This window comes from Pseudomonas sp. LjRoot277 (assembly GCF_964253845.1).
Classification (GTDB): domain Bacteria; phylum Pseudomonadota; class Gammaproteobacteria; order Pseudomonadales; family Pseudomonadaceae; genus Aquipseudomonas.
The window spans coordinates 5,336,757-5,360,075 of the sequence record NZ_CAXURI020000001.1 but is presented as its reverse complement, the minus strand read 5'-3'; the positions used below and the strand labels follow the sequence as shown (position 1 = coordinate 5,360,075).

Genomic DNA, 23,319 nt, shown 5'->3' with positions numbered 1-23,319 from the left:
CTTCGCTCGACAGCTCCTACAGCGAAGCGAGGCTGCGATCTTTTTAATTAAACTCATCCCCAATCGGATACCGACTGGCATTCAGACTTTCCTTGATCTTGCGCAAATGCGGCTGGAAATCCACGCCTCGGCGCAAGGTCATGCCGGTGGCGAGCACATCCAGCACGGTCAGCTGAATGATCCGCGACGTCATCGGCATATAGATGTCGGTGTCTTCCGGCAGCGGAATGTTCAGGCTCAACGTGCTGGCCTTGGCCAGTGGTGAGCCCTCGGCCGTCAGGCCCAGTACCGAAGCGCCATTTTCCCGGGCAATACGCGCGACCTCCACCAGTTCGCGGGTACGGCCGGTGTAGGAAATGATCACGAACAACTCGCCGGTGTGCGCCACCGACGCAATCATGCGCTGCATCAGCACGTCCGCGTGGGCGGTGACCGCCAGGTTGAAGCGGAAGAACTTGTGCTGCGCATCCAGCGCCACCGGGGCCGAGGCGCCGAGGCCGAAGAAGTGGATCTGCCGGGCCTGGATCAACAGGTCGACGGCGCGGCTGATCAGGTTCGGGTCAAGCGCCTGTAAAGCACTGTCTAAAGAGGCGATGGCGCTGCCGAAAATCTTTTTGGTATAGGCTTCCGGATTGTCGTCAGCCTCGACCGCACGGCTGACATACGCCGCACCGCTGGCCAGGCTCTGGGCCAATTGAAGCTTGAGTTCCGGGTAGCCGCTGACGCCGAACGAACGGCAGAAACGGTTGACCGTGGGCTCGCTGACCTTGGAGGCCTGGGCGAGGGCGGCGATGCTGAACCGGGTGGCCTGCTCTGGGTTGAGCAGGATTACTTCGGCGACTTTGCGTTCCGCCTTGTTCAGGTCTTCAAGGCGATTCTGGATCTGTTCCAGTAAATTTCGCACGCGGTCCATATATGTTCCTTAGCTCCGCAAACATGAGAGCAATGCAAATAAGGGCCCCGGCTATGCAAATTGGGACTTTGATCGGGCCCGTAACGGTGGCCTATCCTACTGATGGCTCCGACCGACCACCACTCGGAATCTGTATTTTGCGAAAATGTTGTGGTTATTACTACATTTTCCCTTGAGTGATGCCTTAAAAAAAGGTATTTGTAGCTTAACTTGATAAAAGAACAAACATCATGCCTTCGATTACGGTTGAACCGTGCACCTTTGCCTTGTTCGGCGCCCTCGGCGATCTGGCCCTGCGCAAGCTGTTTCCTGCCCTTTATCAGCTCGATGGCGCAGGCCTGTTGCACGAGGACACGCGAATTATCGCGCTGGCCCGTGAGCCTGGCAGCGAGCAGCAGCATTTGGCGTTCATCGCCTCCGAGCTGCGTCGCTACGTCGTCGCCAAAGAGCTGGACGAAGCGGTGGTCGAACGCTTCCTGTCCCGCCTGAGTTACCTGCACGTCGACTTCCTCAAGGCTGACGATTACGTCGCCCTGGCCGAAATGGCCGGCAGCGCCCAGCGAGTGATTGCCTACTTCGCGACACCGGCCGCCGTTTACGGCGCGATCTGCGAGAACCTGTCGAAAGTCGGTTTGACCGAAAACACCCGCGTGGTGCTGGAAAAACCCATCGGTTCGGACCTGGAATCCTCGCGCAAGGTGAACGACGCCGTGGCGCAGTTCTTCCCGGAGAACCGCACCTACCGCATCGACCACTACCTGGGCAAAGAAACCGTCCAGAACCTGATCGCCCTGCGTTTCGCCAACAGCCTGTTCGAAACCCAGTGGAACCAGAATTATATCTCCCACGTGGAAATCACCGTGGCCGAGAAAGTCGGGATCGAAGGTCGCTGGGGTTACTTCGACAAGGCCGGCCAGCTGCGGGACATGATCCAGAATCACCTGCTGCAACTGCTTTGCCTGATCGCCATGGACCCGCCGGCCGACCTGTCCGCCGACAGCATCCGTGACGAGAAAGTCAAAGTGCTCAAGGCGCTGGCGCCGATCAGCCCGGAAGGCCTGACCACTCAGGTCGTGCGCGGTCAGTACATCGCCGGTTACAGCGAAGGCAAATCGGTTCCCGGTTACCTGGAAGAGCCGAACTCCAACACCCAGAGCGACACCGAAACCTTCGTTGCGCTGCGTGCCGATATCCGCAACTGGCGTTGGGCCGGTGTGCCGTTTTACCTGCGTACCGGCAAGCGCATGCCGCAGAAGCTGTCGCAGATCGTCATCCACTTCAAGGAACCGTCCCACTACATCTTCGCTCCCGAGCAGCGCCTGCAGATCAGCAACAAGCTGATTATCCGCCTGCAACCGGACGAAGGCATTTCCTTGCGCGTGATGACCAAAGAACAAGGCCTGGACAAGGGCATGCAGCTGCGCAGCGGTCCGTTGCAGCTGAATTTTTCCGACACTTATCGCAGCGCACGGATTCCCGATGCCTACGAGCGGTTGTTGCTGGAAGTGATGCGCGGCAATCAGAACCTGTTTGTCCGTAAAGATGAAATCGAAGCCGCGTGGAAGTGGTGTGACCAGTTGATCGCCGGGTGGAAAAAATCCGGTGATGCGCCCAAGCCGTACGCGGCCGGGTCGTGGGGGCCAATGAGCTCCATTGCATTGATCACGCGGGATGGGAGGTCGTGGTATGGCGATATCTGAATTGAAACTGCCTCAGGGCGTCAGCGCCCATGAGTTCAAAAGCCCGGTGCTGCTGGCCGAAGGCCTGGCGCTGAATGTAGCCAAGCAACTGAGTGACGCGATCGACGCGCGCGGCACCGCGACCTTGGTGGTTTCCGGTGGACGCAGTCCGGTGGCGTTTTTCCAGCACCTGGCCAAGCAGACGCTGGACTGGTCCAAGGTTGTCGTCACCCTGGCCGACGAGCGCTGGGTACCGGTTGAACACGCCGACAGCAATGCCGGTCTGCTCAAGCGTTACCTGTTGCAAGGTCCGGCGGCCAAGGCTCAGTTCCTGAGTCTGTACAGCGCCACTGCCAACCTTGAGCTGGCGGCCGAGCAGGCGGATCGCTTGCTCGCGGAATTGCCTTCGATCGACGTGCTGATACTCGGCATGGGCGACGACGGTCACACCGCCTCGCTGTTCCCCAACAGCCCGAACCTGAGCGATGCCTTGAAAGCCGACGGCACACGTCGTTGCTACCCGATGCTGGCGCCGACCGTGCCGCATCAGCGCCTGACCATGAGCCGCGCGCTTCTGGCCTCGGCCAAGGCCACCGTTCTATCGATTTCCGGTCAGTCCAAGCTGACCACCCTGAGTGCCGCATTGGCCGGTGACGATGTCGCCGCCATGCCGATTCGCGCGTTTCTGCAACCTACGTTAGAGATTTACTGGTGCCCATGAACCAAGGATCAGCCGCTATGACAACCCCATCCCCGACCGTTTCCATGGCGGACAAAGTTGCCCTGATCGACAGCCTCTGCGCCAAGGCGCGGATCCTGCCGGTGATCACCATCGCTCGCGAGCAGGACATCCTGCCGCTGGCCGACGCCCTCGCGGCCGGTGGCCTGACAGCCCTGGAAGTGACCTTGCGTTCACAGTTCGGCCTCAAGGCTATCCAGATTCTGCGCGAGCAACGCCCGGAACTGGTGACCGGTGCCGGCACTGTGCTGGATCGCAACATGCTGTCGGCTGCCGAAGCGGCCGGTTCGCAGTTCATCGTCACGCCGGGCATCACCCGTGACCTGCTCGAAGCCAGCGTCAACAGCCCGATTCCGCTGTTGCCGGGCATCAGCAACGCCTCCGGCATCATGGAAGGCTACGGCCTGGGTTATCGCCGCTTCAAGCTGTTCCCGGCGGAAGTCAGCGGCGGCGTCGCGGCCATCAAGGCCCTGGGCGGCCCGTTCGGCGAAGTGAAATTCTGCCCGACTGGCGGCGTCAGCCCGGCCAACATCAAGAGCTACATGGCGTTGAAAAACGTGATGTGCGTGGGCGGTAGCTGGATGCTTGATCCCGAGTGGATCAAGAACGGCGACTGGGCCCGCATTCAGGAATGCACCGCCGAGGCACTGGCCTTGCTGGACTGATCGGCTTTTACCAAACACTTCGTTGTGTGTTCTACGGCTTTACGGTGCGCTTGGTCGGTGCACCGTTTTTTTTGCCCGGTGAAAACCGTGCGGTGCGATAAATAATTACCGCACATCGGGTTTCGTCCCGCCCTAACCTGCGTTCATCTTATGGAAGAGAGAACGTCATGGACGACAACATCCCGGTTTCACCCGCATCAGCGGTTTACCTGCTTTCACCCGAACAGATCGCCGGTCCTTATTTCCGAAATCCGAAATTGATCAGACGAAACATCAGCGAAGGGATGGATGGCATCCCTTTGGTGCTGAGGCTGGCGATTGTCGATGCCATGACCGGTCAACCGGTGACTGACGCGTTGGTGGATATCTGGCACTGCAACGCACGCGGTGCATATTCGGGCTGGAGCAAGATCAATCCGGACAAGGAAGTCGACGCCGACGACATAGGCTCGATCCCGCGCACTGACGACGACACTTACCTGCGAGGCGGGCAATTTACGGACAAGCACGGCATCGTGCGGTTTACCACGATCTATCCGGGGTTCTATGCCGGTCGTGCCCTGCACATTCACGTCGTCGTACGCATTGCAGCAGGCAGTAACTATCTGGAAGAACGGCATGTCGCCTGGGTCGGTCAACTCTACTTTCCCGAGGTGGCCTCGCGCTCGGTACTCAACGCCAGGGAGTACCGGGGGCGGGCCGTTTCGCCACTGACCAACGATCAAGACTTTTTCTATGAAAGCATGGGCGGCGAAGCCTCGACCCTGAACGTTCACACCCTGGGTCGAGATTCGAAAGAAGACGGCTTTTTCGGGCACATGACCATCGCTATCGACACCTTCGCGGTGTCGACGCAGATCAAACCCGAGGACTTCGACAAATACACGGTGTGACGTCAGCGCAGTTCGGTGAGCGCCCGGGCCAGCAAATCCATGTCTGCAGCGGTGGTGGTGAGCCCCGGCGTTATGCGAATGCACGGACCACTCGCGGCACCACTGCGCGCCACCGTAAACAGGTTGTAGTCCTTGAGCAGCCGCTCGACCATCGCCTGTTGATCGGCATGCCGGGTAAAGCGCATCGAAGTGATGCCGCAATACAGTCGCGGGTCGTCCGGGGTCATGACTTCGATCCCCGGCAACTCGCGTACCGCGCTCACCCAGCGGTTGCGCAGGTAATTGAGCCGAGCGCCCTTGGCGGCGGAACCGCCCATGGCCTGATGTTCCTCGAACACCAGCGGCAGTGTCAGCAGCGCCGGGATGTTGGGCGTGCTGTACGGCGTGCGGGCGCGAATATCGGTAACCGGGAAATGCATCTCGCCCATGTCCGGGTCGATGTCGGCCAAGCGCTCGGGAGCGATATAAATGAAGCCCAGGGTCAGCGGCGCACCGATCCATTTGTGCAGGTTGTAGCCAGCAAAGGCGATGCCCAGTTCATCGAGATTGAACTCGAACTGGCCGAGCGCATGGGCACCGTCGAGGATCACGTCGATGCCATGTTCCCTGGCGGCTGCGGCAATGGCCTGCACCGGCATTACCAACCCGGAGCGATGGGTGACGTGGGTCAGGGCCATCAGTTTGAGTCGCGGATAACGCACGAAGGTTTCGCGGTAAGTGGCCAGCAAACTGTCGAAACTGGCGGGGTGCGAGTGTTCGATCTCGATCACCTCGACATCGCGATGACGTGCCAGCCAGCGCATGGCCCCTTTGACCGTGTCGTATTCCAGATCACAGATCAGCACCTGATCGCCCGGCGTCAGACGGTTGTAGTTGCGGATCAGCGATTGCAGACCGTCCGAGGCGTTGCGGGTGAGGGCGACGGTGTCGGCGGGTACGCCCACCAGATCGGCGAGCTGTTTGCGAATCTCCAGGCTTTCGCCCTGTTCGAAGCGTTGGCGCACGTGCACCGAGTTGCTGCGATTGATCAGTTCGATGTTGCGCTGATACTCCTCGACCACCGTGCGCGACATGCGCCCGAAGTATCCGTTTTCGAGGTTGACCGGGCCGGGTTCAACCGCGTATCGGTCGGCAAAGGTTCGCCAGAAAGCTTCATCACGGGCACGGCGGGTGTTATCGGGCATAGGCTACTCAATCAGGGGCCAGGTCTGGGTGTCGGGTCAATGGCGAGGGGCGGGTTTGCCATGTTTGGCACGCAGCGGTTCGAGCAGCTCCGACAGGCCGTTATGATCGATTTCCTGCATCAAGGCCAGCAAGCCGCCGAGTTCGCCATGGGGGAAACCTTCCCGAGCGAACCAGTTCAGGTATTGGCCGGGGAGGTCGGCAATGATTCGGCCCTTGTATTTGCCGAAGGGCATTTCACGGGTAATCAACAGTTCGAGTTTTTCAGGGTTCATCAATCAGTCGTCTTGATTCAAACAGTCTGGAAAATACAGGCATTCTGCATGCAGGCCAAATGACAGATCATGCAAAAAAAGCGGATACAGATTTCGCGTTAACCGATAAGCGATTGAAATATAAGTAGTAAGTAGTCGGTTCAAAGCTGGCATGCAGGGTGCAATACCTATTGCATCTCTCATCAACCCGCGAGGAACTGAAAATGACCGACATGAATAAAGAAGCCATCTCTGTACTCAACGACCTGATTGAAACCAGCAAAGACGGTCAGGAAGGGTTCAAGACTTGCGCTGAAGACATCAAGCACCCAGAACTGAAATCGCTGTTCATGCAGCGTTCGGCGGACTGCGCCACTGCGGCTTCCGAACTGCAAGCGCAGGTGCGTTCGCTAGGCGGCGATCCGGAAACCTCCACCAGCGTCAGCGGCGATATGCACCGTCGCTGGGTCGACGTGAAGGCGATGTTCACTGGCAAGGATGAAGAGGCAGTGCTGAACGAAGCCGAACGTGGTGAAGACCACGCGCTGAAGGCTTACAAGGACGCACTGGAAAAAATCAACAAGGACAACCTGGTGAGCATTCGTGACATCGTTGAACGCCAGTATCACGGCGTACAACGTAACCACGATCAGGTGAAAGCCCTGCGTAATCAGGCTCGCGCACGCTCATAAGCGTTCGTTATCTGTCAAAAACGCCAGCCAGCCTGGCGTTTTTTTGTGTTCGGCATTTAACGCTGGACGGAACATACGTGCCCATCACTTTGCAGGCCTTGTTCGCACCTGACCGCCGCGCCTTGCAGTTCGCGATCAAGACTTTGATCGACGGAGAACTGGCGCTGCAGAGCGTCACTAGTGGGGGTGAATTCTGGACAGCGTAATGGCTACTTAGTAGCATTCGCCGCATACGGATCTTTCTCCTGCACGTCGATCGACGTGGGTCAATCAAGGAATCGAAATGCACGACTTCACCCATGGCGATAAAACCGTTTCTTTCACTGTCTTGAGCGGTGAAGTGGTGGGCAGCGAAAAACTCAGCGAGACCCGCGTGACATCCACGGGCGGCGTTCATGTGAACGGTAACGATGGTGATGTGACGCCTGTGCGCATCAGTTCTGTTTCGATCATCAATCATGAGTTCTGGGTCAGAACCCCGGACGGCGTCGAGCACGATGTAAAGCTGCGCGGCGTGGACATTCCTTTGCGCACAGGTCAGGAAATCTCTTTGATCAGTGCCTTGAAGAAGGATGGTTCGCCGCTGCACACCATTTTGCAAAACCACACGGCGTCCAAGCGCTGGGTGCTGCGTGACGCGAACGCGCTGAATACCGAGTTGGAGCTGTCGCCCTTTAACTGGAAGACGGTGCTGATCGTGCTTGGATTGTGCGTCGCCGGTCTTGCTACAGCCGGGCTAGGCTTCCTGGCGGCGACGGGCTATTTTTGCTACGCGTGGTATCAGGGCTCCCAGCGCAAGAAACTGCTGATTAGCGATTTGAACGCCTACATCGAGAAGCTGGACAATCGGGTCGCCAGTCGCGGCCAGGCGCCAAGCCCTGTTCAAATTGAAAGCCCGGTCCAGGCTGAAATCTCTTTCCAGGTCGAAAGTCCTGCACCGGCGCAACCCCCTGCCGAGACTGAAAGCCCTGCGCTGAACAGTGAGAGCGTGCGCAGGGCGTTATCGCGCAATCTCTGATTTGGCTCAGAGGCAGCAAGGGGGAGCAAGCTCCCCCTTCAGTTTTTCCCGGACTCCAGTGACGCGGAGCCTGGGAACGATCAGCGGACTTGCAAATCAGCCGATGCTGATCGCCGGCAACGTCGGCAACGTCACGGTCTGTTGCTTACGCGGCGCCAGAATCTCCGCCTCGCCATCCACTACCAATTCATCGCGCTGGTTAAACACGCGAGTGGCAATCCGCACACGAAACTTCGGCAGCTTCTCAAGAATCTCCAGACGCACTGTCAGCGTGTCGCCAATTTTCACCGGCTTCTGAAAGCTCATTTGCTGACCGATATAAATAGTCCCCGGCCCAGGCAACTCGCAGGCAACGGCAGCACTGATCAGCGCACCGCTGAACATGCCGTGAGCAATGCGCTCCTTGAACATGGTGCCGGCGGCGAATTCAGCGTCCAGGTGCACCGGGTTGTGGTCGCCGGACATCGCGGCGAACAACTGAATGTCGCGCTCTTCGACCGTCTTGCTGTAGCTGGCGGTCTGGCCGACTTCAAGGGCCTCGTAAGGGGTGTTAGTAACCTGGGTCATCTGTTTCAATTCCTGTCACGAATAAATAAATTCAAAAAAACTATTCCGATCTGGGTGGTCGACGGTGGCTCAGCGCCTGGGCGATCCAGCTCAACACGTCATTGATCACTTCATCGCGGTTGCTCTCGTTGAACAGTTCATGCCGTGCCTGCGGGTAAATGGTCAGTTGCAGGCTCTGGCTGCCGGTAGCGCGTAGCGCATGGGCCAGATCTTTCAGACGCTTGCCTTCGCTCACCGGATCACATTCACCGCCGATGACCAGCAACGGCAGGCCCGGATCAATCTGAGCGAGATTGGACGCTTTGCTGATTTGCTGCAACCCACCGAGCAAATCGATCCACAGCTGATTGGTGCAGCGAAAGCCGCAGAGCGGGTCGTTGGCGTACAGGTCGACCTCCGCCGGGTCGCGGCTGAGCCAGTCGAACTTAGTGCGCGCCGGTTTGAATTTTTTGTTGAACGAACCGAACGACAACCATTCGATCAGCGCACTGCGACCCTTCGGGCCCTGGCGCAAACGTTCTAACCGCGCAATCTGCCGCGCCGCGCGATAGAGCGCCACCGGTTGGAAGTTCGACCCGCTGAGAACGGCCCCGTGCAGGCTGGCGCTGTGGTGCAGCAGATAGGCTTGGGCGATGTAGCTGCCCATGCTGTGACCGAGCAGCACAATCGGCACTCCCGGATGTTGTTGGCCGATGTGCTGGTTGAGGCTCGCCAAGTCGCCGACCACCTTGCACCAACCGTCATCGTCGGCGAAATGGCCGAGTGTCCCGTTTTCGGCAGTTTTGCCATGTCCACGCAGGTCCGGCGCGTACACGCCGTAGCCCTGATCACAGAGTTTTTCCGCCAGACGCGCGTAGCGGCCACTGTGTTCCGCCATGCCGTGGGCCAGCAGGATCACTGCTTTTAATGGCGCGGCGGGCAGCCACTGGTTGACGAAGAGGCGGCTGCGGTCGCTCGCGGTCAGCCAGAAAGTGTCGTGGATCATGGCGGTTCCTTTGCATAGGGCTGCATGTGGCATGGACGTCGTTGCATTGTATAGCGCATCCAAAGCGTGCCGTCTGATCAGGCCACGCCGTGGCAGCAAGATTCACACGATCAATGTCGACCGTGCGCATGTTTGCCTGATTCGCCATAGCTGCTAGTGTCCGTGAAGCTCCGTTTTTCGCTTTTTCTGCTTTTTGAGGGATAAGAGAGGAAGGACAGAAAAGCGGCCCCGGATAGGTTCAGGTAAAGAGGACAAGAACAATGCAACCTGATTTCTGGAATGACAAACGCCCGGCCGGCGTGCCCCTGGACATCGATCAAGGGGCCTATAAGTCGGTGATCGAGGTGTTCGAGCGTTCCTGCAAGAAATTTGCTGACCGCCCGGCATTCAGCAACATGGGTGTAACCCTGACCTACGCCGAACTGGAACGCTACAGCGCAGCGTTCGCCGGTTACCTGCAAGCCCATACCGACCTGGTGCCCGGGGATCGCATTGCGGTGCAGATGCCCAACGTCCTGCATTACCCGATTGCCGTATTCGGCGCCTTGCGCGCCGGGCTGATCGTGGTCAATACCAACCCGCTGTACACCGCGCGGGAGATGCGTCATCAGTTCAAGGACTCCGGTGCCCGGGCGCTGGTCTACCTGAACATGTTCGGAGCCAAAGTCCAGGAAGTGCTGCCCGACACCGACATCCAGTACCTGATCGAAGCAAAGATGGGCGACCTGATGCCCACCGCCAAGGGCTGGCTGGTCAATACGATGGTGAGCAAGGTCAAGAAGATGGTCCCGGCGTACTCCTTGCCGCAGGCCATTTCTTTCAAGAGCGCGCTGCGTCTGGGTCGGGGCCTGGGCATCAAGCCGCTGAACGTCAGTCTCAACGACATCGCCGTGCTGCAATACACCGGCGGCACCACCGGCCTGGCCAAGGGCGCGATGCTGACCCACGGCAACCTGGTGGCCAACATGCAGCAAGTGCGGGCGTGTCTGGAACAGTTCGGCAATGACGGCCAGCCGCTGTTGCGCGAAGGGCAAGAGGTCATGGTCGCGCCGCTGCCGCTGTACCACATCTATGCGTTCACGGCGAATTGCATGTGCATGATGGTGTCGGGTAACCACAACGTGCTGATCACCAATCCGCGAGACATCAAGGGCTTCATCAAGGAGCTGAAGAACTGGCGGTTCTCGGCGCTGCTGGGGCTCAACACTCTGTTCGTCGCGCTGATGGACCACCCGGATTTCAAGACCCTGGATTTCTCCAGCCTCAAACTCACCAACTCCGGCGGCACCGCGCTGGTCAAGGCCACGGCCGAGCGTTGGGAACAGCTCACCGGTTGCCGCATCACCGAAGGTTACGGCCTGACCGAAACCTCGCCGGTGGCCTGCACCAACCCGTACGGCGACAAATCGCGGCTCGGTACGGTCGGCCTGCCGGTGCCGGGCACCACGCTGAAGGTCATCAACGATGAAGGCGTCGAGCAGGCGCTGGGCGAGCGCGGCGAGCTGTGCATCAAGGGCCCGCAGATCATGAAGGGTTACTGGCAGAAACCCGAAGCCACCGCCGAAGTGCTGGATGCCGAGGGCTGGTTCAAGTCGGGCGACATCGCGGTGATCGACCCGGACGGTTTTGTGCGCATCGTCGATCGCAAGAAAGACATGATCATCGTCTCGGGTTTCAACGTGTACCCGAACGAGATCGAAGACGTGGTCATGGCTCACCCGAAAGTCGCCAACTGTGCGGTGATCGGGGTGCCGGACGAGCGTTCGGGGGAGGCGGTGAAGCTGTTTGTGGTGGCCCGTGAAACGGGTGTCAGCCTTGAAGAGTTGAAGGCTTACTGCAAGGAAAACTTCACGGCGTACAAAGTGCCCAAGCACATCGTCTTGCGTGAGTCGTTGCCGATGACGCCGGTGGGCAAGATATTGCGGCGGGAGTTGCGCGATATCGCGTAATGAATTGTTAGCGACGCAGCATCAAAAAGGGGCGGCCAAATACGGACGCCCCTTTTTTTGTCTTCGGAATTTGGCTGTAAGCCCTGTTCTAGAGGGCTTTCTGTCTGTATAGAATTTTTGCTCTAAAAAAGACCATTGATTGGTCTTGAGTCACAAATGTGACTGTAGAGGCTGTTTTTGGCTCTAGTCGGCCTCTGGCAAAGCTGCTACTCTCGGCGCGCTTTGTGACTTCTCGGCCTATATAAAAAGCCAGACTCACCAACACAGACACCAATAAAAAACATACACCAATAATAATCGCATCAAATGCGGTGATGAATTCGCGTTGCTGAGGAGTGGGCTTCCATGATCGAAGACTTTTGGAAGGATAAGTACCCTGCCGGGATTGCTGCCGACATCAATCCGGACGAGTATCCGAATATTCAGGCGGTGTTGAAGCAGTCCTGCCAACGCTTTGCCGACAAACCGGCGTTCAGCAACCTGGGCAAGACAATCACCTACGGTGAACTGTACGAATTGTCCGGTGCCTTTGCCGCTTACCTGCAACAGCATACCGACTTGCAGCCGGGCGATCGAATCGCCGTGCAACTGCCCAACGTGTTGCAGTACCCGGTCGCCGTCTTCGGTGCCATCCGCGCCGGGCTGATCGTGGTCAACACCAACCCGCTGTACACCGCGCGGGAAATGGAACACCAATTCAACGACTCCGGCGCCAAAGCACTGGTCTGCCTGGCCAACATGGCGCACCTGGCCCAGATCGTCGTGCCGAAAACCGGCGTCAAGCACGTGATCGTCACCGAAGTGGCCGACCTGCTGCCGCCGCTCAAGCGCCTGTTGGTCAACAGCGTCATCAAGTACGTGAAGAAGATGGTCCCGGCGTATCACTTGCCCAAGGCCATCAAGTTCAACGACGTACTGCGCAAGGGCCACGGCCAGCCAGTGGCTGAAGCCAACCCGGCCAGCAGCGACGTTGCCGTGCTGCAATACACCGGCGGCACCACCGGCGTGGCCAAGGGCGCGATGCTGACCCACCGCAACCTGGTGGCGAACATGCTGCAGTGCAAGGCGCTGATGGGTTCCAACCTCAATGAAGGTTGCGAGGTCCTGATCACGCCGCTGCCGCTGTACCACATCTATGCCTTCACCTTTCATTGCATGGCGATGATGCTGATCGGCAACCACAACATCCTGATCAGCAACCCGCGCGATTTGACGGCGATGGTCAAGGAACTGTCAAAGTGGAAATTCAGCGGTTTCGTCGGCCTCAACACGCTGTTCGTGGCGCTGTGCAACAACGAAGGCTTCCGCAAACTGGACTTCTCGGCGCTGAAAGTCACCCTGTCCGGTGGCATGGCCCTGCAACTGGCTGCGGCCGAGCGCTGGAAAGCGGTCACCGGTTGCGCCATCTGTGAAGGTTACGGCATGACCGAAACCAGCCCGGTGGCCACCGTCAATCCAATCCAGAACATCCAGATCGGTACCATCGGGATTCCGGTGCCTTCGACCCTGTGCAAAGTCATCGACGATGCCGGCGTTGAACAGCCAATGGGCGAAATCGGCGAGCTGTGTGTGAAAGGTCCGCAAGTGATGAAGGGTTACTGGCAGCGTCAGGACGCCACCGATGAAATCCTCGACAGCGAAGGCTGGTTGAAGACCGGTGACATCGCGCTGATCCAGCCTGACGGTTACATGCGCATCGTCGATCGCAAGAAAGACATGATCCTGGTCTCCGGTTTCAACGTGTACCCGAACGAACTGGAAGACGTGCTGGCGACCCTGCCGGGCGTGCTGCAATGCGCAGCCATCGGCGTGCCGGACGAGAAGTCGGGCGAGGCGATCAAGATCTTCATCGTCGCCAAACCGGGCGTGACGCTGACCAAGGAACAGGTGATGGAGCACATGCGTGCGAACGTTACGGGCTACAAGGTTCCGCGCTCGGTGGAGTTCCGCGATGCGCTGCCGACCACCAACGTTGGCAAGATCCTGCGCCGCGAGTTGCGCGATGAAGAGCTGAAGAAGCTCGGCGTCAAAAAGGTAAGCGCGTAACAAACAAAAAGCCCCGCAGAAGCGGGGCTTTTTGTTGGTGCTCTTGTGGCGAGGGAGCTTGCTCCCGCTGGGTTGCGAAGCGGCCCCAGATCAGACACCGCGATACTTCTGATGTATCTCCATCGCCTGGATGGCGACTGCTTCGCAGTCGAGCGGGAGCAAGCTCCCTCGCCACAGGGGATCGCTGTTACAGGCGGAACTGCGCGAAATTGACGTTGGTACCCGCCGGGCGCATGTCCTGGAGGTACGAGTCCTTGTCGGCGCTCAGTTCCAGGCTCAAGGCTGCTTTACGCTTGCCTTCGTTGCGCACCACCAGACCTTCCAGCTTCTCGCGCAGGAATACCGTCGGCACTTTCAGGTGCAACAGTTCGTCGGTATCCGGGGTGTGCATCAGCAGGTGAACCCACTCGTACTGACCAATGGCCAGCCGCGCGACCGGAATATCGAACCACCAGATGTTGCGGTTGCGGTTCAATTCGGTGAAATGGCAGTTGTTGACGCCAAGCACAGCACCGCCAAGTTCCTGGTTTCTGCGGGCAATGGCCTGCTTTTTATCGAGTTTCATAACATTCCTACGGGATTGGATCTTCAGCGCCATGGCCTGAATACGTTGCGCATTCTCGGGGGTTGGTCGGCAAACATAAAGCCCAACCTGCACTGAACGATGAAATGTCGCCCTGAAAATAAATGAAACTCCGTGCAAACGCCTTCGGTCAACCTTGTGTAACGACTTTCCCGTTGAATTGTTCACAGGAGAAACACTATGAGCAGCACTCAAAAAAGGCATCGACAAGGCATGATCAGGCCTTTGATGAGCAACAGAAACGGCCATCCGCGGATGGTCGTTTTTGTGTCAGCCTGAACTTGCACAAGGAAATTGTTTCAAACTCGCCAAGTAGGCTACTTTGATGTAGAAAACGGCCCCTGAGTCGCCACGACTTCGACCAAATTTGCGGCGAAAGGAGACGCTAATGTTTTTCCCACACATGAAAGGTCAGCGCCTGCACCGTGTCATGGTGCGCACGATCACCGAGTTCGTCGACGACGAGATGTCGACCTATGCCTCGGCGTTGGCCTATCAGATGCTGTTCTCGCTGTTCCCCTTCATTCTGTTCCTGATCGCCCTGATCGGTTTCCTGCACCTGCCGGACTTCTTCTCTTGGTTGCGCCTGCAATCGGAACTGGTCCTGCCGCCCCAGGCGCTGGAACAGGTGAACCCGGTCATCGACCAGCTCCAGCAATCCAAGGGTGGCTTGCTGTCCGTCGGTATCGTGATTGCTCTGTGGACCGCCTCCGCCGGTGTGCGGCTGATGATGAGCGCGATGAACGCCGCCTACGACGTGGTCGAAGGCCGTCCGGCGTGGAAGCGTTTCCCGCTGTCGATCATCTACACCATCGGCATCGCTGGCATGCTGCTGGTGGCCGCCGCGCTGATGGTGCTCGGGCCGCAGGTGATGGAATGGATCGCCTCGCAAGTCGGCCTTGAAGAATTCATCGTGACTGTCTGGACCATCGTGCGCTGGCCGGTGGTGGTGATTCTGTTGATGATGGCGGTGGCGTTGATTTACTACGTCATGCCCGACGTCAAACAAGAGTTTCGCTTCATCACCCCGGGTGCAGTGTTGTCTGTGGTGGTCTGGATCATCGCGTCGCTGGGGTTCGGTCTGTACGTCAAGATGTTTGCCAACTACAACGCCATGTATGGCAGTATCGGCGCGATCATCGTGTTGCTGCTGTACTTCTATATTTCCGCGGCAGTGCTGTTGCTCGGCGCGGAAATGAACGCGGTGATCGAGCACATGTCGAGCGAGGGAAAAGACCCTGGCGAGAAGGTCCCTGGCGAACACGGCCCCGGCCATGAAGAAAAACACCACGTGTCGGGACTGGGTCGGGACCACTCGATCAAGCCGACCACTGACGAAGTCATCAAATGATCCGTGAAATCCTGAAAATGGGCGACGAGCGTCTGTTGCGCATCGCCCCGCCGGTGCCGGCCGAAATGTTCGACAGCCCCGAGCTGTGGCAACTGATCGACGACATGTTCCAGACCATGGAAAGCGTTGGCGGGGTTGGCCTGGCCGCACCGCAGATCGGCGTCGACCTGCAACTGGTGATCTTCGGTTTCGAGCACAGCGAACGCTATCCGGATGCCGAAGCCGTACCGCAGACGATTCTGATCAACCCGCTGATCACACCGTTGACCCCGACGCTGGAAGAGGGTTTCGAAGGCTGCCTGTCGGTGCCCGGCCTGCGCGGCGCGGTGGATCGCTATCAGCAGATTCGGTACGAAGGTTTCGATCCCAAAGGGCAACCGATCGTACGCATCGCTTCAGGCTTCCACGCACGGGTAGTGCAGCATGAATGCGATCACCTGATCGGCCGGTTATACCCCTCGCGCATCAGTGACTTCAGCAAGTTCGGGTTTACCGAAGTGATGTTCCCGGATCTCGACCCGAACGCAGACGACTGATTCGAAAACACCACAAAACCCTGTGGGAGTGAGCCTGCTCGCGATGAGGGCGGGTCAGCTAATATTGTTTGCGACTGACACATTGCCATCGCGAGCAGGCTCGCTCCCACATTTTGATCTTCATAAGGCTTTAGAGCGTTATCTGGCCGGTTCCAATCCCATGGCGATCATCGGTTTGCTGCGCGCATAGCGGCTCAAGCGTTCCGCCATGGAGTAGGGCAGTGGCGGGTCGAAGGTAAAACCGCGACGTTCATAAAACCCGCGCAAGTCCGGATGACAAAACAGCCACACCGGGCCTTCAAGCTCCTTGAGTGCCTCGGCGATCAGCGCCGCAGCGATGCCCTGTTCACGGCAGGTCGGATCGACAAACAAACCCGTCAACCAATGCCCGTCCGCCACCGGTCGCAAACACAGTGCGCCAATGATCTCCTCGCGCCTGGCCACCCACAGTTGAGCGTCGCGGACGGCTTTCATCGACGATTGGTGAGCGCGATAAAACTTGTTCATCAAGGGCCACAAAGGCTCGGCGAGCAAGGTGTACTGGGTGCTGGGCATGGTCTTCGACTGTCGGTGCGCAAAGCGGGCGATTATAAAAGAACGTGCGCGCAGCGATAGGTGTATACCTGATCCCACACCCCGTATGAGTGGAGTACGTATCATGGCCAAAGGCATGGATTCAAAAAAAGCAGCGAAGAAGAAACCGGCAAAAACCGCCGATGAAAAGCGCGCGGACAAGAAGGCCAAGAAGGTGGATGTGTTCGGGCATTGATCCCGCCGCTGGTAAATGATCGTTCCCACGCAGACGGTTCGACGCCTCGACGTGGGAACGATCCTTAAAATAATCTGCAAGAAAACCCTGCGCCATTGCACAGAAGGGGACTGGCCCCCGATCTGAGCAACGCCATGCCCCATTACTTCGATACCGCCCACCGTGAAGAAATCGAAACCCTGCGCCAACGCCTGACCGCGCGCACCGAGTGGCCGACCTGGCTGCTGCTGGTCGGCGTGTACGTCGGCTGGTTCAGCATTGTTTTGGGGAGCCATCGGCTGGGGCTCTGGTGGAGCACGGTGTTGCTGATTCCGCTGGTGGTGCTCTGGTTATCGGTGCAGCACGAATTGCTTCACGGTCACCCCACTCGCTGGACATTCCTGAACAAGATCCTCGGCTACGCGCCGTTCGCCGTCTGGTATCCCTACACCCTGTATCGCGACAGCCATTTGCTGCATCACCGCGATGAAGACCTGACCCTGCCCGGTCTCGATCCGGAAAGTCGTTACCTGAGCGCCGAGCAGTGGCAGGGCAGTTCACTGTTCGAACAGAGTCTGCTCTGGCTGAACAAAACTGTGCTCGGACGCTTTGCCCTCGGAGCACCGCTGGCCTTGCTGGCGCTGGCCCGGGAGGAACTGCAACGTCTAAAAGCAGGTGAGCGGCAGGCCTGGTTGATGTGGCTGAGCCACGGCGCGCTGACCCTGCTGATGTTGCTGTTTATCGCCCGCTACAGCGTGTTGCCGGTGTGGCATTACCTGTTGCTGATCAGTGTGCCGGCGCTATCGATTGCGATGATTCGCTCCTACTATGAACACCGTCCCCACGCCGAGCCCGAGCAAAGGACGGTCATCAATGAAGCCGCCTGGCCGTGGCGCTGGCTGTTCCTCAACCTCAATCTGCATTAGGTGCATCACGACTTGCCGGGGCTGCCCTGGTACGACTTGCCCCGCGCCTACCACGCGCGTCGCGAGCAATGGCTGGCGCGCAGCGGCGGGTTTCTGGTGCAGGGTTATGGCCAGTTGTGGCGTCAGCATGGGGTGAAGGCTATCGACAGTCCTCGGCATCCGTTCAGTTGAGAAATCCAATGACTTCAGCCTACGCAGAACTGTTGATGTACGTCGCCCCCGAGCCGATCCGCGAGGCCAACGAGCGCTGGCTGACACGAATGCTCGAGCGACTGGGTGCCAGCCGCCGCAACGCCGAGGGCCTTTCGCTGATGGACCTCTGGCTGTCCCCGCACTTGCTGCTGACCCAAACCTGCGGCTACCCGCTGATGACCGCGTTGCGCGGTCGGGTCCGGGTCATCGGTCGTCCTCGTTATGAACTGCCGGACGCCAACGGTGGCAACCATTGCAGCCTGTTGTTGAGTCGCGTCGATGATCCACGGCGCAGCCTGCCGGCCTTTCGCGACAGTCGTGGGGTGATCAATGGCGAAGACTCCAACAGCGGCATGAACCTGCTGCGTCACCGACTGGCGCCGTTGCATCGAGACGGGCAGTTCTTCGCCAGTGTCGGTATCAGCGGCAGCCACCGCGAAAGCCTGCGCGGGTTGCGTGAAGGGACAGCGGACCTGGCGGCCATCGACAGCGTCACCTTCGCCTATCTCGCGCGGCACGCCGAAGAAGAAGTGGCTGGCCTACGGGTCATTGCGCGAAGTGCGTTCAGTCCGACTTTACCGTTCATCACCGCCGCGACCGTCACCGATGAACAGGTCGAGGCGCTGCGGCAGGTGATGAACACGGCGTTGCAGGAATTGCCCGAAGTCAGCGAAATTCTCGGTCTGCAAGAGGTATTACCGGCCGGCGAAAGCGACTATCAGATTGTGCTCGACTATCAGCAGGAGGCCGAAGCGCTGGGGTATGGGCGATTGCGGTAGGCGGTGTGACAAGATCGCAGCCTCGTTTCACTCGACAGCTGCTACAGGAAATCGGTGTGCATCTGTAGCAGCTGTCGAGCGAAGCGAGGCTGCGATCTTTTGATGTTTAATTTCATAATGGAATATAAAAATGCTTTTTAAGTATTATTAATGAATAAGGCTCCTTGCTAGGATCGCGTCACCGGATCACCGGACATTCAGCGACCCCTAACCCTTGGAGCCTCTATGTCCGGCACCGACCTTTCCCATCGCAACGACGTGGGCGGATTGTTCCACGCGCATTACCTTTGGCTGTGCACACGGTTGCGCCGGCATCTGGGCGCCAGTTCCAGCGTCGAAGACATCGCTGCCGAAACCTTTCTACAGCTGCTCGAAGCGCCGGGGCTGACCCCGATCCGCGAGCCTCGCGCCTTGCTCACCACCATTGCCCAGCGGTTGATCTATCAGCTCTGGCGCCGCCGCGATCTGGAACTCCAACACCTCGATCAGCTGCAACACCTCGATCAACCTCAAGCGATCTCGCCCGAAGAACGGGTGCAACTGAGCCAGGCCTTGCATGGCCTTAATCGCACGCTGGAGCGCTTGCCGGGCAAGGTTCGCGCAACTTTCCTGTTGTCGCGAGTCGACGGTCTGACCTATCCGCAAATCGCCGCCGAACTGGGCATTTCCCAACGCTCGGTCAGCGTTTACATGACGCGTACCCAAGCCCTGTGCGCCCGGCACAGTGCCAACCAATCCTTGAATTCCCTGACCCGGAGGTCCGCTTGAGATCGATCAAAACCCTGCTCGGCAGTTCACTGCTGGCCCTGAGCCTTGTGGCAACCCACGTTCCCGCCGCGGAGAAAACTGCGCCGATCCACTTCGGTGACATCACCTGGGAAAGTGGCAGCCTGATCACCGAAATCCTGCGCTTGATTGTCGAGAAAGGTTACGGCTACCCGACAGATACCTTGCCGGGCAGCACCGTCAGCCTTGAAGCGGCGTTGGCCAAGAACGATATTCAAGTGATCGGCGAAGAGTGGGCAGGGCGCAGTCCGGCGTGGGTCAAAGCCGCCTCGGAAGGCAAAGTGTTTGGGCTGGGCGACACGGTCAAAGGCGCCACCGAAGGCTGGTGGGTGCCGGAATACGTGATCAAGGGCGATCCCGAACGCGGCATCAAACCCCTCGCTCCGGAACTGAAATCCGTCGCCGACCTGGCGCGCTACAAGGACGTGTTTCGCGACCCGGAAGACCCAAGCCGTGGGCGCTTCCTCAACAGCCCGACCGGCTGGACCTCGGAGATCGTCAACAGTCAGACTCAAGGCCTATGACCTGACCGGCAGCTTCGTCAACTTCCGCACGGGTTCTGGTGCCGCGCTGGATGCCGAGGTGGCTTCGTCGATCCGTCGTGGCAAACCGGTGTTGTTCTACTACTGGTCGCCGACGCCGCTGTTGGGGCGATTCAAACTGGTGAAACTCGACGAGCCGGCCTTCGACGCCGAAGCCTGGAAGACCCTGGCCGACGCCAACAACCCGAATCCAAAAGGCACGCGTTCGATGCCGGCAAGCCTGGCGATTGGGGTGTCCGCGCCGTTCAAGGCGCAGTACCCGGACCTGGTGGCGTTCTTCGAAAAGGTCGACCTGCCGATCGATTTGCTGAACCACACGCTTGGTCAGATGAGCGAAAAGCGCCTGCAACCGCGTCAGGTGGCGGAAGCGTTTTTGCGTGATCAGCCGCAGGTGTGGAAGGGCTGGGTTCCCGGTGAAGTGGCCACTAAGGTGAGTGCGAGTTTGTAAATTTGTAGTGCCTGGTCTTGAGGCCTACACCAACTCAGCGGCCAATGCAGCCTTCACGGCTGGCCGCTGATCAACCCGCGCCTGAAACCGCGCCAACGCCGGCCACTCGTTCAAATCGATGGCAAACAGGTGCGTCCAGCGCAACACCGTAAACAAATACGCATCGGCAATGCTGAACCCGTCAGCCATCAAATAATCCTGGCGCTCCAGCGTCTGACACAACACCGCAAATCGCTTGAACAGTTTCTCCTTGATCAGCGCTTTGACCTCATCCGGGAACTGCGAACTGAACAGCCAGCCCAGCCCGCCATGAATCTCGGTCGAAATGAAATTCAGCCATTCCTGCAACCGTACCCGTTCGAACGTTCCGCTCGCGGCTGCCAGGTTCACTTCGGGTCGCAGGTCTGCCAGGTATTGCAGGATCGCCGGACCTTCGGTCAATACTTGGCCATTGTCCAATTGCAGTGCCGCGACGTAACCCTTTGGGTTGATGGCGAGGAAGTTGCCGCCGCTGGCGGTTCGCTTGGTGGTGTTGTCGACGCGGATCAACTCGAACGGCAAATCCAGTTCGCGCAGCACGATGTGCGGCGCGAGCGAGCAGGCGTGTGGGGCGTAATACAACTTCATCGGCAGGGCTCTGGCTGGGGATTTGCGCCAGTGTCATAGTGCGCGGCACCCTCGGTAAAATTAATCTTTCAGAAAGCCGCCATAAGGAAAGCTACTGCCATGATGAATCTGATGCACTGGCGAATGGTGGTGGCGGTGGCTGACACGGGCAACATTACCCGGGCTGCCGAGCGGGTCGGCATGACCCAGTCCGGTGCCAGCCAGGCCTTGGCATTGATCGAAGAAACCCTGGGCGTTCAACTGTTCAGTCGGGAGAACCGCCAGACCTTGCCGACGGCAATCGGCCTGTCTGTGATCGAACATGCGAGAACCATGCTCGGTGCCCTGGAAACCATTCGCAGTACTGTCGATTCCACCAAAGACATTCAGCGCGGGACGATTCGCCTGGCCAGTTTCCCCATGGTGTTGGCGACTTTCCTGCCGCCGCTGTTGCGTCAGTTCAATCGGCTTTATCCCGGCATTCAAGTGGTCGCGCTGGAGGTTAGCGACGATGAAGTGGAAACACTGCTCGGCGCCGGACTGGTGGATGTCGGCGTGGTGTTGAACCCGGCGCCCGAGCGCAATGCCGGTCGCCTGGGACGTGATGCCTGGATGGCCGTGGTGCCCGGCGGTCATCCTTTGGCCCGTCGTTCAAATGAAGAAGGGGTCTCCCTGGCGGAGTTGGCGGAGCAACCTTTTGTACTGGCCACGGGCGGTTGTTCGACCAACGCTCGAAGCCTGGCAGAGGATGCCGGGCTGCAACTGCTTGATGTGCGGGTCGAGGTCCGTGAATGGAGCAGTGCGTTCACCCTGGTGCGGGAAAACATCGGTGTGACGCTGGTGCCGGAAATGACGCTGCCGAGTCAACTTCAGGGGCTGCGCGTGGTGCCGGTCAAACCGCGTATCGATCGCGAATTTACTTTGGTGGCCGCTGCGAACAAGCAACCTTCGGCGGCGGTGCAGGCGTTGATGGGCATGCTCGCTGAGAAATGACGCATACCGAAGCTGAACCGATTTTGTCCTCAATACTGGCCGAATAGTGGCCTTGCTTACCTGCCTTGCCTGTCTATGCTGACTCGTAACTAACTATGTCGGCCGCCCTGTGAAGGCCGTCATACAGGTTAAAAGTGTGCGCAACCCAAGGCACCGACGCTGAACAACACGGAGCTGTCCGGTCAATGGAATGTCTTATCAGAACGTTAGGGCTGGCCCGATTCCGGGCTATCAAGAGAAGGATGTCTTGATAAGAGCGTTGCTGCATGGACTCTCCGATTAAACATCATTGATCACCTGACCAAGTCCTTCCTGTGGAGGGATGCGTGTGCCTGTTCCCTGGAACGTAGTGGTGGAGCTGTTGAAAGATCAAAGAACTTTCATCAAACAAAAGACCGCGCTGAAGGTGATACGACTATGTTTAACCGACGTCACAAGACTGACCTGCTGGAAATCGAACGATTCAGTTGCGCGCTGACCGAGGCTAACGCGAAGTTGGCCGCAGTCAGCCGCTCGATGGCGATGATTGAGTTCACCCCCGAAGGGATCGTGCTCGATGCCAACGACAACTTTTGCAGTGCCATGGGATACAGCGCCGAAGAAGTGCGCGGAAAACATCACCGGATATTCTGCGAAGAAGCGTTTTATCGAAGTGAAGCCTACGCCAGGTTGTGGCGTGACCTGGCCCGTGGTGAACCGGTGAGCGGGACCTTTTTACGCCTGAACAGGAGCGGCAAGGAGATCTGGCTCGAAGCCAGCTATATGCCGGTGTTCGGCGCTGATCGTCAGGTCAGGAGTGTGATCAAAGTCGCCACTGACATCTCAGCCAGAACCTACAAGGAACACGAAAACGAGAGCATGCTTGAGGCGATCGGTCGCTCCATGGCCGTGATCGAATTCACCCCGGATGGCAAAGTCATCACGGCCAACGACAACTTCTTGAAGACGATGCATTACTCGCTCAACGAAGTGATTGGCCAGCACCACAGCCTGTTTTGTCATAGAGCCGAAGCCGAATCTCAGGCCTACAAGGCGTTCTGGGCCTCGCTCAATCGCGGCGAATATAACTCGCACCGTTTCGAGCGCAAAGACAAGCACGGTCATACGGTTTTCCTGGAGGCCTCTTACAACCCGCTGTTCGACACCAAGGGTCGTTTGTACAAAGTGGTCAAGTTCGCCAGCGACATCACCCAGCAAGTCACCACCCTGCAAACCGCCGCGGAATCGGCCCACAGCACTTCGGTACA

22 protein-coding genes and 3 pseudogenes are annotated in these 23,319 nt (G+C 58.6%); 17 read left to right on the top strand and 8 right to left on the bottom strand.

Annotated features, from left to right (window positions below; genetic code table 11):
• Positions 1–43: 43 nt before the first annotated feature.
• Positions 44–904, bottom strand: a complete 861-nt coding sequence (locus ACSQ87_RS25160; protein ID WP_173667542.1) for a MurR/RpiR family transcriptional regulator — start codon at positions 902–904, stop codon at positions 44–46.
• A gap of 239 nt (positions 905–1,143) precedes the next feature.
• On the opposite strand from ACSQ87_RS25160, the gene zwf reads away from it, so the two are divergent.
• The 4 genes from zwf to ACSQ87_RS25140 all read left to right on the top strand — a co-directional run bounded on the left by zwf (position 1,144) and on the right by ACSQ87_RS25140 (position 4,889).
• Positions 1,144–2,613, top strand: coding sequence for a glucose-6-phosphate dehydrogenase (gene zwf, locus ACSQ87_RS25155; RefSeq protein WP_223431815.1), 1,470 nt, complete (start codon positions 1,144–1,146; stop codon positions 2,611–2,613).
• Positions 2,600–3,313: a 6-phosphogluconolactonase gene (gene pgl / locus ACSQ87_RS25150; RefSeq protein ID WP_436274612.1), complete on the top strand. Its 714-nt coding sequence runs from the start codon at positions 2,600–2,602 to the stop codon at positions 3,311–3,313. The genes zwf and pgl overlap by 14 nt, the downstream gene beginning before the upstream one ends.
• 17 nt (positions 3,314–3,330) lie before the next feature.
• Positions 3,331–3,996, top strand: coding sequence for a bifunctional 4-hydroxy-2-oxoglutarate aldolase/2-dehydro-3-deoxy-phosphogluconate aldolase (locus ACSQ87_RS25145; protein ID WP_223431817.1), 666 nt, complete (start codon positions 3,331–3,333; stop codon positions 3,994–3,996).
• A gap of 167 nt (positions 3,997–4,163) precedes the next feature.
• Positions 4,164–4,889: an intradiol ring-cleavage dioxygenase gene (locus ACSQ87_RS25140; protein WP_436274611.1), complete on the top strand. Its 726-nt coding sequence runs from the start codon at positions 4,164–4,166 to the stop codon at positions 4,887–4,889.
• Between the two features lie 2 nt (positions 4,890–4,891).
• Here ACSQ87_RS25140 and ACSQ87_RS25135 read toward each other — a convergent pair whose 3' ends face one another.
• Entirely contained in the window at positions 4,892–6,073 is a 1,182-nt protein-coding gene (locus ACSQ87_RS25135; RefSeq protein ID WP_436274610.1) for an aminotransferase class V-fold PLP-dependent enzyme, read from the bottom strand.
• 36 nt (positions 6,074–6,109) lie between these two features.
• Positions 6,110–6,346, bottom strand: coding sequence for a DUF3820 family protein (locus ACSQ87_RS25130; protein WP_007949456.1), 237 nt, complete (start codon positions 6,344–6,346; stop codon positions 6,110–6,112).
• A gap of 203 nt (positions 6,347–6,549) precedes the next feature.
• Between ACSQ87_RS25130 and ACSQ87_RS25125 the strand changes: the two genes are divergently transcribed.
• From ACSQ87_RS25125 to ACSQ87_RS25115, 3 genes are all read left to right on the top strand, one after another.
• Positions 6,550–7,017, top strand: coding sequence for a PA2169 family four-helix-bundle protein (locus ACSQ87_RS25125; RefSeq protein WP_150657226.1), 468 nt, complete (start codon positions 6,550–6,552; stop codon positions 7,015–7,017).
• Positions 7,018–7,094: 77 nt separating this feature from the next.
• The gene (locus ACSQ87_RS25120; protein ID WP_263596415.1) at positions 7,095–7,223 is read left to right on the top strand and encodes a hypothetical protein; all 129 of its coding nucleotides are present in this window, start codon (positions 7,095–7,097) and stop codon (positions 7,221–7,223) included.
• A gap of 77 nt (positions 7,224–7,300) precedes the next feature.
• A complete protein-coding gene (locus ACSQ87_RS25115) occupies positions 7,301–8,035 on the top strand; it encodes a hypothetical protein (protein ID WP_150657225.1) in 735 nt (244 codons plus the stop codon).
• Between the two features lie 96 nt (positions 8,036–8,131).
• Here the strand turns inward: ACSQ87_RS25115 and ACSQ87_RS25110 are convergent, their stop codons facing one another.
• A complete protein-coding gene (locus tag ACSQ87_RS25110; protein WP_008151121.1) occupies positions 8,132–8,602 on the bottom strand; it encodes a MaoC family dehydratase in 471 nt (156 codons plus the stop codon).
• Between the two features lie 40 nt (positions 8,603–8,642).
• A complete protein-coding gene (locus ACSQ87_RS25105) occupies positions 8,643–9,587 on the bottom strand; it encodes a lysophospholipase (protein WP_436274609.1) in 945 nt (314 codons plus the stop codon).
• A 260-nt stretch (positions 9,588–9,847) separates the two neighbouring features.
• Here ACSQ87_RS25105 and fadD2 point away from each other — a divergent pair, with 260 nt between their 5' ends.
• Positions 9,848–11,536 carry a long-chain-fatty-acid--CoA ligase FadD2 gene (gene fadD2, locus ACSQ87_RS25100; protein WP_436274608.1) on the top strand — a complete coding sequence of 563 codons (1,689 nt, stop codon included), beginning with the start codon at positions 9,848–9,850 and terminating at the stop codon, positions 11,534–11,536.
• A gap of 345 nt (positions 11,537–11,881) precedes the next feature.
• Entirely contained in the window at positions 11,882–13,582 is a 1,701-nt protein-coding gene (gene fadD1 / locus ACSQ87_RS25095; RefSeq protein WP_223431822.1) for a long-chain-fatty-acid--CoA ligase FadD1, read from the top strand.
• 187 nt (positions 13,583–13,769) lie between these two features.
• On the opposite strand, the gene ACSQ87_RS25090 is transcribed toward fadD1, so the two are convergent.
• Positions 13,770–14,147 carry a hypothetical protein gene (locus ACSQ87_RS25090; protein WP_033056806.1) on the bottom strand — a complete coding sequence of 126 codons (378 nt, stop codon included), beginning with the start codon at positions 14,145–14,147 and terminating at the stop codon, positions 13,770–13,772.
• 406 nt (positions 14,148–14,553) lie between these two features.
• Between ACSQ87_RS25090 and ACSQ87_RS25085 the strand changes: the two genes are divergently transcribed.
• Both ACSQ87_RS25085 and def read left to right on the top strand, forming a co-directional pair.
• Positions 14,554–15,516: a YihY/virulence factor BrkB family protein gene (locus ACSQ87_RS25085; RefSeq protein WP_223431824.1), complete on the top strand. Its 963-nt coding sequence runs from the start codon at positions 14,554–14,556 to the stop codon at positions 15,514–15,516.
• On the top strand, positions 15,513–16,052 hold the full coding sequence (gene def / locus ACSQ87_RS25080) for a peptide deformylase (RefSeq protein ID WP_436274607.1): 540 nt from the start codon (positions 15,513–15,515) through the stop codon (positions 16,050–16,052). Before ACSQ87_RS25085 ends, def begins: the two co-directional genes overlap by 4 nt.
• Before the next feature lie 138 nt (positions 16,053–16,190).
• On the opposite strand, the gene ACSQ87_RS25075 is transcribed toward def, so the two are convergent.
• Complete coding sequence (locus ACSQ87_RS25075) at positions 16,191–16,607, bottom strand: GNAT family N-acetyltransferase (protein ID WP_436274606.1); 417 nt, start codon at positions 16,605–16,607, stop codon at positions 16,191–16,193.
• 348 nt (positions 16,608–16,955) lie between these two features.
• On the opposite strand from ACSQ87_RS25075, the pseudogene ACSQ87_RS25070 reads away from it, so the two are divergent.
• From ACSQ87_RS25070 to ACSQ87_RS25055, 4 genes and pseudogenes are all read left to right on the top strand, one after another.
• Positions 16,956–17,897 (top strand): annotated as a pseudogene (locus ACSQ87_RS25070) (fatty acid desaturase).
• Between the two features lie 8 nt (positions 17,898–17,905).
• Positions 17,906–18,697 (top strand): phosphate/phosphite/phosphonate ABC transporter substrate-binding protein, encoded by a 792-nt coding sequence (locus ACSQ87_RS25065; protein ID WP_223431828.1) that lies wholly within the window; start codon positions 17,906–17,908, stop codon positions 18,695–18,697.
• A gap of 225 nt (positions 18,698–18,922) precedes the next feature.
• Positions 18,923–19,465 (top strand): sigma-70 family RNA polymerase sigma factor, encoded by a 543-nt coding sequence (locus ACSQ87_RS25060; RefSeq protein WP_436274605.1) that lies wholly within the window; start codon positions 18,923–18,925, stop codon positions 19,463–19,465.
• Positions 19,462–20,473: pseudogene (locus tag ACSQ87_RS25055) on the top strand (ABC transporter substrate-binding protein). Before ACSQ87_RS25060 ends, ACSQ87_RS25055 begins: the two are co-directional and overlap by 4 nt.
• 24 nt (positions 20,474–20,497) lie before the next feature.
• Here the strand turns inward: ACSQ87_RS25055 and gstA are convergent.
• Positions 20,498–21,100 carry a glutathione transferase GstA gene (gene gstA, locus ACSQ87_RS25050; protein ID WP_436274604.1) on the bottom strand — a complete coding sequence of 201 codons (603 nt, stop codon included), beginning with the start codon at positions 21,098–21,100 and terminating at the stop codon, positions 20,498–20,500.
• A gap of 99 nt (positions 21,101–21,199) precedes the next feature.
• On the opposite strand from gstA, the gene ACSQ87_RS25045 reads away from it, so the two are divergent.
• Positions 21,200–22,072, top strand: a complete 873-nt coding sequence (locus tag ACSQ87_RS25045; protein ID WP_436274603.1) for a LysR family transcriptional regulator — start codon at positions 21,200–21,202, stop codon at positions 22,070–22,072.
• A 417-nt stretch (positions 22,073–22,489) separates the two neighbouring features.
• Positions 22,490–23,266: pseudogene (locus tag ACSQ87_RS25040) on the top strand (PAS domain-containing protein); the annotation flags it as partial.
• Positions 23,267–23,319 lie beyond the last annotated feature (53 nt).